This window comes from Allobosea sp. NPDC055332, assembly GCF_053645455.1.
In genome coordinates this window covers 1,115,179-1,127,125 of sequence record NZ_JBSHMO010000003.1, presented here as the reverse complement: position 1 = coordinate 1,127,125, position 11,947 = coordinate 1,115,179, and the positions used below count along the sequence as shown (strand labels likewise).

Here is an 11,947-nt window from a genome sequence, read left to right as displayed (position 1 = left end):
ACCCCGCAGGCCCGCACCGCCTTCGCGCTGGGCACCAACCCGGCCGTGGTCTTCGCCGCCCCGATCGACCGCAACGCCCTCACCGCCGAGGCCGGCCTCGACTGGCGCATCTCGCAGGCCACCGCCCTCGGGCTAACCTACTCCGCCGCCATCGGCGAACGCTCCAGAGACCACGCCCTCAAGGGCAGGATCGATATGCGCTTCTGAAAGCGGAGCAGGCCAAGGTTGTGTGATCAGGCCGGAACATATGTCAGCCTGATCGCGTCCGCGCCGATCCGGACGCTGGCGACGAGGCGGAGCGGCGGCCGGGGACCGGCGAAGAACGGCGTGCCGCGACCGAGCACGATAGGGTGCAAGTAGAGCCGGTACTCGTCGACAAGGCCAAGCTCGGTCAGGCTCTGCGCCAGCTCAGGTCCGGAGACCGAAATCTCGCCTGCCAGCTCGTCCTTCAGCCGGCGTATCGTCGTCTCCAGCTCATCCGCGACAAGCGTGGCGTTGGGGCCGACGGACTTCAGCGAGCGCGACACGACCCATTTCGGCTGGCGCCGCCATGCCGTGGCGAAATCGCGCCGATCCGGCGTCCACTCGGGATGGTCTTCATCCCAATAGCGCATGATCTCGTACATGCGGCGCCCGTAGACGCTGCCCGTCAGGCCGCGCACATGCTCGACCCAGTGACGAAAGAGCGCGGCATCGGGCGCAAATGCCTGGTAGTCGACATAACCGTCGAGGGAGAGGTTCATTCCGAAGACGAGTTTCGCCACGCCAGCAATCTCCATCCCGGAGTTCTCGGCACAGCCTGAACCGCGGCGCGTCAGGATCGGTCAGGAGCCGCGCAGAGGCGGGCCTCCTTTGCGGACCACCGTCGTGGTCTTGATGTTGGCCAAAAGGTGCTGAAAGTCCGCGGACATCGCAGCCGGGGATGACAACGATGGCCAGCTTTATCCTGATTGCCGGAGGTTGGCAGGGCGGTTGGGTCTACCAGACGGTGGCCGATCTGCTCGCGGCGCAAGGGCACGCAGCCTTGCCGATCACGCTGTCCGGCCTTGGCAACGAGCCCGCCCCGACGGCCAATCTCGATACGCATATCGACGAGGTCGTCGCTATCGTGCGGGCGCAGCGCGACGACGTCGTCCTTGTAGGGCAGTCCTATGGCGGGATGGTCGTGAGCGGCGCGGCCGATGCCGCGCCGTCGCAGATTCGGGCCGTGGTCTATGTCGACGCCTATGTGCCCGAGAGCGGCGACTCCGTCTGGTCGCTGACGACGCCGCGGTTCCGAGAGGTCTTTATCGAGGGGGCGAAGGCCGACGGGCTGACCTGCGCGCCACCGGCCCATCTCGGTCCGCGCTGCCGGTCGCACCCGATCGGGACGTTCCTGCAGGCGATCACTCTCAGCGGACGCTGGCGCGAGGTGCCGCGCAAGACCTTCATCGGCGCGTTCGGATGGGAGGGAAGCCCGTTCCGCGACCTCCATGAACGCTTGAGCCGCGATCCGGAATGGTCGACCTTCGCCTTCGATTGCGGACACAACGTCGCCCGGCTGAACCCGGAGGCGCTGGTCGAGGTGTTGCTGGCTCAGATTTGACGCTCGACGACTGCAATCAATCTGCATCAGCGAGAGACCAGGGCCGCTATAGTGCGGTTGGCCGCGAGGTCAGCGGGTGCGCAGCGGTAGATGGTTCTGCGCCGATCGCTAACATGGCTGTGGGATCCCGACCCGGCGCCGCAGAGAGTTGGAGTAGCCATGCCAGAGCATCAGATCATACCTGCTGCCAGCGCCGTCGGCGTGCGCTTGCGCCAAGGCGAGCTCTTGCGCGTGATCGATCCGCAGGGAGGGCAGTCGGGAGACGTTTTCGCACTCTCCGCCGACGGGACCGAGCGTCTTTCGAACGGCCGGACCTTTGACTACCAAGGCAAGGTTCTGCTTTCGACCGGCGATGTCTTGTGGTCGGACCGCAGCCGGAAGATGCTCACGATCGTTGCCGACGATGTCGGCCGGCATGATTTTCTCTACGCCGCCTGCACGGCCGAGATGTACCAGCTCCAGTACGGCTTGGACGAACATCCAAACTGCGCTGACAATCTAGGCAATGCCCTGCGCAGCCTGGGGCTCGATCCCGGCCCGCCGCCTACGGCGTTCAACATCTTCATGTGCGCCGACATCGCCGCTGATGGCAGGTTGAGCTTCAGGCCGCCGCCCTCGCACGCCGGCGCGGCCATCACCTTCAGAGCGGAGATGGACCTGGCTGTGGCGATATCCTCCTGCCCGGCATCGCTCTGCAATGGCGGGCAGCCGCCAAGACCCCTGGCCTTTGAGGTTTCAGCAGCCGCCTAGTCATCCGTTCGCCCTCTACCGCCCGATCACACCGCGCCGTCTCAGCAGGAACAGGGTCAGCATCGAGGCGGTGAGGCAGGCGAGCGTGACGAGCGCCGCGCCGGTTTCCGATTCCACCCAGGGCAGGCCCTTCACATTGATGCCGAACAGGCCGGTGATGAAGGTCGCCGGCAGGAAGAGCGCCGTCAGGATCGAGAGCGTGTAAAGCTGCCGGTTGGTCTGGTTGGCCGAGCGCACGGCGATCTCGTCCTGGAGCAGGCGGGCGCGGTCCTGCACCGACTGGATGTCCTGGCGCAGCGTGTCGACCCGCAGCAGCAGCCGCAGCGCCGCCGCTCGCACCGTCTCCGGGGCCGAGCGTCCCGAGGGTGTCTCGGCGAAGCGGCGGAACAGGAGGTGCAGGCCGGCGAGCTGGCGGTGCAATTGCACGGCGGTGCGGCGGACGGCGCCGACGCGCTGCGGGCCGTCCTCGAGCCTGTCGATCAGGATCTGGTCCTCGATGCTGTCGGTCTCGTCGGAGAGCCGCACCACCGCGTCGGTGACGTCGTCGATCAGGTACTCGATCAGGTGCTCGAAGAGCTCGGCCGGGGAGCCGATCGGCTCGCCGGCATTGAGCGCCTCGACCGCCTTGCGGACCGATTGCAGCGCCTCGCGCCGGCCGGTCAGCAGGAAACGCTCGCCGACCGCCCAGGCGAGGGTGCCGACATTGTCGGTGCGGTCGACGATGTCGCGGGTGAGATCATGGGCAATGCCCCAGACCAGGCTGGCGGAATGGTCGAGCCGCTGATGCGTCTCGCGCGAGAGCAGGAGCTCGCGCGCCGCCGGCGGCAATTCCTTGCGCTCGTCGATCCAGGCCTGGGCCCTGGTGTGGACAAGGTCGAGATGAAGCCAGACGAAGCCGTCCTCCGGCGCCAGCGTCGGCACTTCGTCGCGCGGCATCAGCGTGGGCGTGCCGTCGGCAGCGAAGCGATAGGCCCAGACGATGCCGGTCTGCGAGTGGAGGTCAGGCATCCGGGATGTGCGTCCGTCCATGCGCAACCTCGTGCCGGTAATCCTGCCGCTGCTCAGCCGGGCGAAGGCACGCCGCTGGACACGTCCGGCCGATTATCGCTTCGGGCGGCTTTTCGCAACCGCACAAGATCGGGGCTGGGGCAGGGCGGATCACGTGACGATGCCGCGGCGCTTGAGGACGAACAGGGTCAGCAACGAGCAGGCCAGGCACACCAGCAGGACATAGGCGAAGCCATTGGTGGTGTCGTCCCAGGGCACGCCCTTGGCGTTGACGCCGAACATGCCGGTGATGAAGGTTGCCGGCAGGAAGAGGGCGGTCAGGATCGAGAGAAAATGGAGCTGGCGGCCGGATTCGGTCGCGGTCGCGGCGGCGGCCTCCTCCTGCAGCAAGCGGGTGCGCTCATGCAGAACCTGGACATCGTGGCGCAGTGTGTCGATGCGCTGCAGCAGCCGCATGGCCGCGCTCTTGACCGTGGCAGGCGCAGCCGGGCCGATCTCGGCCTCGCTGAAGCGGCGGAAGAGGAGATGCAGCCCGCTGACATGCCGCTGCAACCGCACGATGGCGCGGCGCAGGCGCCCGATGCGCTTGGGCGTGTCGCTCAGGCGATTGGCCAGCAGCTGGTCCTCGAGCGCATCGATCTCGTCGGTCAGATGCAGGACGGCAGCGGCGATGTCCTGGATGATGAAGGCGATGATGCGCTCGAACAGCGCCGCCGGCGTGCCGGTGCGCTCGCCTTTCCGCAGGCCGTCGGCGGTCAGGCTGATCGCCTGCAGCGGTTCGCGCCGGCCGGTGACGAGATAGTTCTGGCCGATCGCCCAATGCAGCGGGCTGACATGATGGGACTTGCCGACGGCGTCGCGGCCGACATCGTGCACCACCCCCCAGACCTGGTCGGCGGAGTGATCGAGGCATTGATGTTGCTCATGGCCGATCAGCAGGTCGCCGGCTTGCGCGGGAATGGCGGGCTCGGCCGCGATCCATTTGCGAGCACGCTCGTCGACGAGGTCGAGATGCACCCAGAGAAAGCCCGTCTCGCCGGTGAGATCGGGCATGGCGTCGCGATCGAGCAGGATGGCCGGGCTGTCCGGATCGAACCGGAAGACCCAGAGGACGCCGAGCCGGGACTGGATGTCGGTCGGGGCGAGATGCGCGATGTTCATGGAGACGGGCGCCGTCCGCGCGAGGTCGGGACAGGACTGCCGGCGGCGCGGGAGGCCGCGCCGCCGGGCTGATCGCACTCAGAAGATCTGGCGGAAGAGGATGAACAGGGTGCCCGAGAGCGCGATGGCGCAAGGCAGGGTCAGCACCCAGGCCATCAGCATGTTGCGCACAGTCGACATCTGCAGGCCCGACCTGTTCGCCGCCATGGTGCCGGCGACGCCGGACGACAGGACGTGCGTGGTCGAGACCGGCAGGCCGAGCACGTCGGCGACGCCAATGGTGGTGGCGGCGACCATCTCGGCTGACGCGCCCTGCGCATAGGTCAGGTGCTGCTTGCCGATCTTCTCGCCGACGGTGACGACGATGCGCTTCCAGCCGACCATGGTGCCGAGACCGAGCGCGATGGCGACGGCGACCTTGACCCAGAAGGGGATGAACTTGGTCGCGTTGTCGAGCGATTCCTTGTACTTCTTCAGCACCTTGCGATCGGCGTCGTCGAAGACCTTCTCTTCCTTGGCCTCGTTCTTGAAGATGCGGTTCAGCGCTTCCGAGGCCAGGTACATGTCGTTGCGGATGTTGCTCACCGCCTCGGCCGGCAACTTGGCGATGCCACCCTCGCCGAGAGCCTCGATCTCCTTGACGATGTCCTTGTTCAGCAGCGCCAGCGCGGGGAAGGTCGCGTCGTCGAGCTTCCTCGCATTGATGTAGTTGGTGACGTTGCTGCGCGGATTGCCGATGATGTTGTAGCCAAAGCCCTTCTTGTCGAAGATCTCGCCGGCTGCGACTGCCTGGGCCCGGACAATGGCGATCTCGCTGGTCGGAATGGCGCGGTTGAGCGCATAGGCGGTCGGGGCGCAGCCGATCAGGATCAGCATGATCAGGCCCATGCCCTTCTGGCCGTCATTCGAGCCATGGGCGAAGGAGACGCCGGTGCAGGTGGCGATCAGCAGGCCGCGGATCCAGGTCGGCGGCGGCTGGTTGCCCTTCGGTTCGGCGTAGAGTTCCGGATTCTTCACCAGGACCTTGAGGGTCAGGAACAGCAGGGCAGCGGCGCAGAAGCCGAACAGCGGCGAGAGCAGCAGCGACCAGCCGATCTCGATCGCCTTCGACCAGTCGACGCCGGCGGTCTTGCTGTCGGTGAAGAACAGCTGGTTGGCGAGGCCGACGCCGATGATCGAGCCGATCAGCGTATGCGAGGACGACGCCGGCAGGCCGAGCGCCCAGGTGCCGAGATTCCACATGATCGCGGCGATCAGCAGGGCGAAGACCATGGCGAAGCCGGCGCCCGAGCCGACGTTCAGGATGAGCTCGACCGGCAGCAGCGAGATGATGCCGAAGGCGACCGCGCCCGAGGCGAGCAGCACGCCGAGGAAGTTGAAGAATCCCGACCAGATCACCGCGACCTGCGCCGGCATGGCGTGGGTGTAGATCACGGTGGCGACCGCGTTCGCGGTGTCGTGGAAACCATTGACGAATTCGAAGCCGAGCGCGATCAGCAACGCGACGCCGAGCAGGATGAAGGGCAGCCAGGTCGTCGCCGGCATCCCCGCGCCGCTGATGTCCTGGTAGAGCGACCAGACGGTGTAGGCGAGGCCGGCCGTCATGATCGCGACGAAGATCAGCCCGGCAATCACCCCGCTCGGCGCGTCGAGCTTCGGTTTTCCGGCCCCGGGCTCGAGACCCTTGCCCTGATCAAGCGTAATGGTGCTCATCGCGACGTCCCCGCAACTCTCGTTGAGATGGCGCGAAGCTGAGCGGTGTTGCCGACAGTCTGATGACGATCGAGCGTATTCTTGCAGTCTTGGTAGATCTTCGTTTCGGCTGACAAAGGTTAGTTGTACGACTTTTGTCTAATATTCGGCTTGCCGCCAGCCGATGCCCTTGCGTCGCAAGCTCGCCTTGTCAGTCGTCGTCGCGTTTTGCCAGCGAACCTGTCGTCGCGGCGTCACGGGACGCGGCACGCGGAATCTTGCCGGGCGGCATGAATTTCAGCGGCGTGGCGCCAGCGGCCTTCGGCGTCCGCAGGCCGGCCGGGGTTGCCGGCGGCTTCGGCGTGCTCGCGACCTTGGGCTCGCCGCCGCGCCATTTGCGCGCGCCGATGTCATAGCGCCCGTCGCGCCAGGCGGCGAATTCATGCTCGCTGCCGAAGAAGGCGTTGCGGTCGACGTCGCCGCCGATACCGGGCACGCGGCCCGTGGTGGTGAACTGCCAGAACTCCCATTGCTTGCGCTCATAGCGGTGGTGCAGCGGAGCGGCCGTCGAGCGCAGCCAGTAGGGATGATCGTTGAACTCGCCTTCCAGCACGTCCTCATGGAAGGTGATGTCGGTATAGATGATCGGCCTCTTGCCGGTGTGCTCCTGCAGGCCCTTCAGCATCTCGCGGATCTTGGCGAGCGCCTTCTCGCGCGGGATCTTCTTGCCGCACTTGCTGGATTCGCCGTTCCATTCGACATCGAGGACCGGCGGCAGGGCGTCCGGGTCGCGCGGGACATTGCGCTTGAACCAGCGGACCTGGTCCTTGGCCGGCCGGCACCAATAGACGAAATGGTAGGCGCCGCGCGGCACGCCGGCCTTCTTCGCCTCGGCCCAGTTCTTCCTGAACATCGGGTCGAGATGGTCGCCGCCCTCGGTCGCCTTGATGAAGGCGAAGCGGGTGCCGGCGTCCTTGACCTTCTGCCAGTCGATATCGTCCTGCCAGCGCGAGACGTCGATGCCCTGGATGACGCGGCGGCGCGCGTCGCGCACGCCGGCATGGGGATCGGTATCGCCCTTCTTGGGGTAGAGCGCGAGCGCCGGCTCGGCGCAGAGCGCACCGAGCACCGACAGCGCGGCAATACGTAAGCGAAGCTTGTGGGCCGGCCGCGCTTCTGGACTGGTCTCAGCGCGCCGCGCCATGCTTGTCTCCTGTTCGCGAGAAAAGGATAGGCGGCCGCCGGGTTAAGAGGTGGTTAGCATTCGAGCGACCGGCTTCAGACTTGGTTAACCGGCGGGAGGCTGGCGATGGACGGTCAGGAGGGCGAGGACAAGAGCCAGGGCAGCCAGGCCCTGGCCTATGGCGTCCATGTGCTGACGGCACTGGGGGCCGCGCTCGGATTCCTCGCCTTGCGGGCGGTGTTCGCCGGCGACCTGACCCAGGCCTTCGCCTGGCTGGGCATCGCTCTGGTGGTCGATGCGATCGACGGGCCGCTGGCGCGACACTTCGCCGTGAAGGAGCGGGCGACGCGCTATGACGGCGCGCAGCTCGACCTCGTCGTCGACTTCGTCACCTATGTCTTCGTGCCGGCGGCGATGCTGCTGCGGCCGGAGGTGATGGGCGAGCCCTACGGCGTGATCGCAGGCCTCGTCCTGACGCTGGCGAGCGCGCTCTATTTCGCCGACACCGCGATGAAGACCGATGACTGGTGGTTCCGCGGCTTCCCGGCGGTCTGGAACATCGTCGTGTTCTACATCGTCGCCTTCGCGCCGCCGGCCTGGCTTGCGCTGGCGATCATCCTCGTTGCCACCGTGCTGATGTTCCTGCCGGTCGTCTTCGTGCACCCGGTGCGCGTGCGGCGCTGGCGCGGGCTGACGATGGCGATGCTGGGCGTATGGGCGATCGCCGCGGCGGCGGCGCTCTGGCAGGGGATGATGCCGGGAGTTGCGACCAAGGTGGTGCTGACGGTGGCGGCGGTCTACTTTGCCGGGCTCGGGCTGTCGCGGGCGTCGGTGAAGCGGTCCTGATGAAACAGATTGCCGAAGCCTCTTTCGAGCACACCATGCTTACGCTGCCTCGAGGAGAGGAGCGGGGCATAGAGATCAGCCCTCGCTGGCCGTCATCAGAGGTGAATGTCGATGAGCGCGCTTTCAGGCGGTTGGTGGAGGTTCAAGCCAGGCTTCCAGCGCAGGTCCGGCTGATCCTCACGCGAGGGTATGAGGCGCCGCACGCAAAGCTCGGTCATCTCAGAAAGCTGTTCCGCGGACTGGGAATAGGTGTTTTTCGCGCGATGTATTTCAAGCGCCGGGCCGAGATCTCCGAGATCTTTGGCGCGAACGGTCACGACGTCGATGGAACGCATGTCGATGTTTCGATCAGAATCAACGGCAGAAGGCTGAGATTCCTCCGCGTGGGCGTTTTCACTCCGAGGCCCTGGCAAGAAAATGCCGTCAGACAACATGAGCCCTTCGTAGCCATCGTGAAGAACACGCTGAGGGAATGCGGCTTTCATATCCATCGCAATGAGACGGAAAGCCTCCAGATTCACTGCGATCTGATCGGGTCGTCACATCCTCAGGCGAGCCGGATGAGCTAGCATAGCCGCGCCTGTAAGGCCGCTGCGATGCCATCGCGCCAGTCGGCTTTCTACGCGGTCCGGAAACTGAGCTAGTCCGCTGCCGGCTCGTCCTCGACGACCTCACCGAGCGGCGCCGGCTGGAAGGCGGCGGCTGCGACCGGCCTGCTGGCACCCGGCATGGTCGCTACCGGCGTATGCTCCGGCCCGGGCGTCGGCTGCGGCGGCACCTTGCGCTCGCGGGTCCAGGTCCGGGTGCCGATGTCGAAGCGGCCCTCGCGCCAGCCGGTGAACTCGCCGTCATTGCCGTAGAAGGCGTTGCGGTCGACATCGCCCTTGATGCCGGGGATGCGGCCGGTGGTGGTGAACTGCCAGAAGGCCCAGGGCCGGTTCTCGTAGCGGACCTCGGGCTTCGCCGCGGTCGAGCGGATCCAGTAGGGATAGTCGTTGAACTCGCCTTCCAGAATGTCCTTGTGGAAGGTGATGTCGGTGTAGATCACCGGCTTCTTGCCGGTGAGCTGCTCGAGCTCGGTCAGCATCAGCCGGATCTTCTCCAGCGCCAGCGAGCGCTCGACCTTCTTCGGGCAGGTCTTGGAGTGGCCGTTCCATTCGAGGTCGAGCACTGGCGGCAGCGCCTCGGGATCGTTCGGGATGTGCTGCTTGAACCAGACCGCCTGCTCATGCGCCGGGCGGCACCAATAGACGAAATGATAGGCGCCGCGCGGGATGCCGGCGCGGCGCGCGCCTTCCCAGTTCTTCTGGAAAGCCGGGTCGATATGGTCGCCGCCCTCGGTCGCCTTGATGTAGACGAAGCGGGTGCCGGCGGCCTTGACCGAAGCCCAGTCGATCTCGCCCTGCCAGCGCGAGATGTCGATGCCCTGGATCGGATAGCGCCTGGCAGCCTCGACGCCGGGGTGCGGGCGCGCATCGCCCTTGGCCGGATAGTTGTCCAGCCCGACGCAGCCGCCCAAGGCCGTCAGGGCGGCGAGCAGTGCGAAGGGGGCCAGGAAAAGGGGTTTCATGCGGCGGGCGGTCATTTCTCGGACAATTATGGAGAAAGCTTGACGCCCGGTTTACGTTACCGGTTTTCCGCCGCAGGTCAGCCCAGCCGCAGCAACAATGTCGCGATGCCCAGGAAGGAGAAGAAGCCGACCACGTCGGTGATGGTGGTGACGAAGGTGCCGGACGAGATCGCCGGGTCGATGCCGGCCTTGTCGAGAGCCAGCGGCACGGCGACGCCGGCGAGCGCTGCGATGATCAGCGTCGCGACCATGGCGAGGCCGATGACCGCGCCGAGCATGGGGTTGCCGAACCAGAAGCCGGCGACCAGCGCGGTGATCAGCGCGAAGGCGACGCCGTTGAGCACGCCGACGATCATCTCGCGCCGGAAGAAGCGGCCCATGTTCCAGCCGCCGAGTTCGCCGGTGCCGAGCGCGCGCACCGCCACTGTCATCGTCTGCGTCGCGGCGTTGCCGCCCTGGCTGGCGACGATCGGCGCCAGAACGGCGAGCGCCACGAGCTTGCCGAGCTGTTCCTCGAACAGCGCCATCACCGAGGCGCTGACGAAGGCGGCGATCAGGCTGATGAAGCGCCAGCGGAAGCGGCCGAGCGCGACCTGGCGCACCGAATCCGAGATCTCTTCTTCGGCATCGACGCCGCCGAGCTGCTTGACGTCGTCGTCGCCGGCTTCCTCGATCACGTCGACGATGTCGTCGATGGTCATCACGCCGACGAGCCGGCCAGCCGCGTCGATCACGGGAGCGGCGACGAGGTTGTAGCGCTGGAACATGCGCGCCACGTCCTCGATGTCGTCGGTTGCCAGTACGACGCGGCGATCGTCCTCGACGAGATCGACCACGCTGACCGGGCGCTTGGTGCGCAGCAACCGGTCGAGCGGGACCGTGCCGACGAAATGATGGCTGGGATCGGCGATGAAGATCTCGAAGAAGCGCTCGGGCAGGTCCTCGGTGTCGCGCAGGAAATCGATGGTATGGCCGACCGTCCAGAACGGCGGCACCGCGATCACCTCGGGCTGCATGCGCCGGCCGGCGGAACCTTCCGGATAATCGAGGCCCTGCTGCAGTACGGTCCGTTCGGCCGGCGTCAGCTTGTCGAGAATCTCGCGCTTGTCGGCCTCGTCGAGGTCCTCGAGGATGTAGACCGCATCGTCGGTGTCGAGGTCGCGCACGCCCTCGGCGACGGTCTCCGGCGAGAGCTCCTCGAGAATCTCCTCGCGGACGGCGTCGTCGACCTCGGTCAGCGCGGCGAAGTCGAAATCGCCGCCGAGCAGCGAGATCAGCTTGGGCCGCTCGTCGGCGTCGAGCGCCTCGATCAGGTCGCCGAGATCGGCTTCATGGAGTTCTGCGACGAGCTCGCGCAGCGTGGTGACGTCGGAGAGCAGGACGGCCTGCGAGACCTGCTCGACGAAGCCGGCCTCGATCGCGCCGTCCTCGTCGCGGACCTTGCGCTCCAGCGTTTCGTCCGGAGCGTGCTCGGCTTCCACCATGGGTCGCTCCGCGATTCGAGGGCAGGGGCTTTGGGGCAGGGGATTCGCGACCGGAGACGCTGCGCTCTTGTGTCAGCGCCCCGGCCACATGGCAACGCGCCACAAGCCAATTCGATGCAATCGCAACGAAAAACGGCGACCCTCGCGGATCGCCGTTTCTCGGACCTTCGTCCTAAACTGGTGCGGTCAAGAGGACTCGAACCTCCACGGGTCTCCCCGCTACCACCTCAAGGTAGTGCGTCTACCAATTCCGCCATGACCGCAGCGGCTCTGAAGGGCGCCGCGCTGTGGCGGTGAACTCCGGAGCGGCGCGGGTCTAGCAAATCAGGTTCCCGGCTACAAGAGCCGCAATCAGGAAAATCGTCAGGGCTGTGGGAAGAGGCCGCTCAGGCGGCGTCGGCGACGGTCTCGAGCGAGTAGACGGTCGGCCGCATCAGCATCTCGGTGATCTCGACCGAGATTCGGGTGCCGGCGACGACGACATGCCCCTTGGCGAAGGGGTGGTTGTTGGCGAGAATCTGGACTTCGTCGTTCTCGGTCGCATTGAGCTCGATGATCGCGCCGCGGCCCATGCGCAGCAGCTTGTAGATCGGCATCTGCGCCGAGCCGAGCACCACCGTGAGCTCTACCGCGACGTTGTCGAGATCGGCCTTCAAAACCTGCCTCCG

13 protein-coding genes and 1 tRNA gene are annotated in these 11,947 nt (G+C 66.3%); 5 read left to right on the top strand and 9 right to left on the bottom strand.

All coding sequences use genetic code 11. The annotated features are described in order from the left end of the window. Positions 1–207: hypothetical protein (locus tag ACWIGM_RS21660; RefSeq protein WP_454028008.1), on the top strand; the 207-nt coding region annotated here is incomplete at its 5' end. 26 nt (positions 208–233) lie between these two features. Here the strand turns inward: ACWIGM_RS21660 and ACWIGM_RS21655 are convergent. Next, positions 234–764, bottom strand: coding sequence for a dihydrofolate reductase family protein (locus tag ACWIGM_RS21655; protein ID WP_454028007.1), 531 nt, complete (start codon positions 762–764; stop codon positions 234–236). A 158-nt stretch (positions 765–922) separates the two neighbouring features. Between ACWIGM_RS21655 and ACWIGM_RS21650 the strand changes: the two genes are divergently transcribed. Both ACWIGM_RS21650 and ACWIGM_RS21645 read left to right on the top strand, forming a co-directional pair. After that, the gene (locus ACWIGM_RS21650) at positions 923–1,585 is read left to right on the top strand and encodes an alpha/beta fold hydrolase (RefSeq protein ID WP_454028006.1); all 663 of its coding nucleotides are present in this window, start codon (positions 923–925) and stop codon (positions 1,583–1,585) included. A 159-nt stretch (positions 1,586–1,744) separates the two neighbouring features. Next, entirely contained in the window at positions 1,745–2,335 is a 591-nt protein-coding gene (locus ACWIGM_RS21645; RefSeq protein WP_454028005.1) for a DUF1989 domain-containing protein, read from the top strand. 15 nt (positions 2,336–2,350) lie between these two features. On the opposite strand, the gene ACWIGM_RS21640 is transcribed toward ACWIGM_RS21645, so the two are convergent. From ACWIGM_RS21640 to ACWIGM_RS21625, 4 genes are all read right to left on the bottom strand, one after another. After that, positions 2,351–3,364 carry a CorA family divalent cation transporter gene (locus ACWIGM_RS21640; protein ID WP_454028004.1) on the bottom strand — a complete coding sequence of 338 codons (1,014 nt, stop codon included), beginning with the start codon at positions 3,362–3,364 and terminating at the stop codon, positions 2,351–2,353. A gap of 129 nt (positions 3,365–3,493) precedes the next feature. After that, complete coding sequence (locus ACWIGM_RS21635; RefSeq protein WP_454028003.1) at positions 3,494–4,504, bottom strand: CorA family divalent cation transporter; 1,011 nt, start codon at positions 4,502–4,504, stop codon at positions 3,494–3,496. Positions 4,505–4,582: 78 nt separating this feature from the next. Next, complete coding sequence (locus tag ACWIGM_RS21630) at positions 4,583–6,217, bottom strand: inorganic phosphate transporter (protein ID WP_454028002.1); 1,635 nt, start codon at positions 6,215–6,217, stop codon at positions 4,583–4,585. Between the two features lie 190 nt (positions 6,218–6,407). Beyond that, entirely contained in the window at positions 6,408–7,400 is a 993-nt protein-coding gene (locus tag ACWIGM_RS21625; protein ID WP_454028001.1) for a glycoside hydrolase family 25 protein, read from the bottom strand. Positions 7,401–7,505: 105 nt separating this feature from the next. On the opposite strand from ACWIGM_RS21625, the gene ACWIGM_RS21620 reads away from it, so the two are divergent. Then, positions 7,506–8,225 (top strand): CDP-alcohol phosphatidyltransferase family protein, encoded by a 720-nt coding sequence (locus ACWIGM_RS21620; protein WP_454028000.1) that lies wholly within the window; start codon positions 7,506–7,508, stop codon positions 8,223–8,225. Then, positions 8,225–8,794: a hypothetical protein gene (locus tag ACWIGM_RS21615; RefSeq protein WP_454027999.1), complete on the top strand. Its 570-nt coding sequence runs from the start codon at positions 8,225–8,227 to the stop codon at positions 8,792–8,794. The genes ACWIGM_RS21620 and ACWIGM_RS21615 overlap by 1 nt, the downstream gene beginning before the upstream one ends. Positions 8,795–8,865: 71 nt before the next feature. On the opposite strand, the gene ACWIGM_RS21610 is transcribed toward ACWIGM_RS21615, so the two are convergent. From ACWIGM_RS21610 to ACWIGM_RS21595, 4 genes are all read right to left on the bottom strand, one after another. After that, positions 8,866–9,795 carry a glycoside hydrolase family 25 protein gene (locus ACWIGM_RS21610; protein WP_454027998.1) on the bottom strand — a complete coding sequence of 310 codons (930 nt, stop codon included), beginning with the start codon at positions 9,793–9,795 and terminating at the stop codon, positions 8,866–8,868. A 77-nt stretch (positions 9,796–9,872) separates the two neighbouring features. Beyond that, positions 9,873–11,279 carry a magnesium transporter gene (gene mgtE / locus ACWIGM_RS21605; protein WP_454027997.1) on the bottom strand — a complete coding sequence of 469 codons (1,407 nt, stop codon included), beginning with the start codon at positions 11,277–11,279 and terminating at the stop codon, positions 9,873–9,875. Between the two features lie 178 nt (positions 11,280–11,457). Next, positions 11,458–11,542: transfer RNA gene (locus tag ACWIGM_RS21600), tRNA-Leu, on the bottom strand. Between the two features lie 123 nt (positions 11,543–11,665). Beyond that, complete coding sequence (locus ACWIGM_RS21595) at positions 11,666–11,935, bottom strand: FliM/FliN family flagellar motor switch protein (protein WP_454027996.1); 270 nt, start codon at positions 11,933–11,935, stop codon at positions 11,666–11,668. Positions 11,936–11,947: the final 12 nt, after the last annotated feature.

Bases quoted from the DNA above. Each gene is read 5' to 3' on its own strand.
- ACWIGM_RS21610 (WP_454027998.1), bottom strand. From the start codon at position 9,795: ATGAAACCCCTTTTCCTGGCCCCCTTCGCACTGCTCGCCGCCCTGACG.
- ACWIGM_RS21625 (WP_454028001.1), bottom strand. From the start codon at position 7,400: ATGGCGCGGCGCGCTGAGACCAGTCCAGAAGCGCGGCCGGCCCACAAG.
- mgtE (WP_454027997.1), bottom strand. From the start codon at position 11,279: ATGGTGGAAGCCGAGCACGCTCCGGACGAAACGCTGGAGCGCAAGGTC.
- ACWIGM_RS21620 (WP_454028000.1), top strand. From the start codon at position 7,506: ATGGACGGTCAGGAGGGCGAGGACAAGAGCCAGGGCAGCCAGGCCCTG.
- ACWIGM_RS21640 (WP_454028004.1), bottom strand. From the start codon at position 3,364: ATGGACGGACGCACATCCCGGATGCCTGACCTCCACTCGCAGACCGGC.
- ACWIGM_RS21645 (WP_454028005.1), top strand. From the start codon at position 1,745: ATGCCAGAGCATCAGATCATACCTGCTGCCAGCGCCGTCGGCGTGCGC.
- ACWIGM_RS21630 (WP_454028002.1), bottom strand. From the start codon at position 6,217: ATGAGCACCATTACGCTTGATCAGGGCAAGGGTCTCGAGCCCGGGGCC.
- ACWIGM_RS21615 (WP_454027999.1), top strand. From the start codon at position 8,225: ATGAAACAGATTGCCGAAGCCTCTTTCGAGCACACCATGCTTACGCTG.
- ACWIGM_RS21650 (WP_454028006.1), top strand. From the start codon at position 923: ATGACAACGATGGCCAGCTTTATCCTGATTGCCGGAGGTTGGCAGGGC.
- ACWIGM_RS21635 (WP_454028003.1), bottom strand. From the start codon at position 4,504: ATGAACATCGCGCATCTCGCCCCGACCGACATCCAGTCCCGGCTCGGC.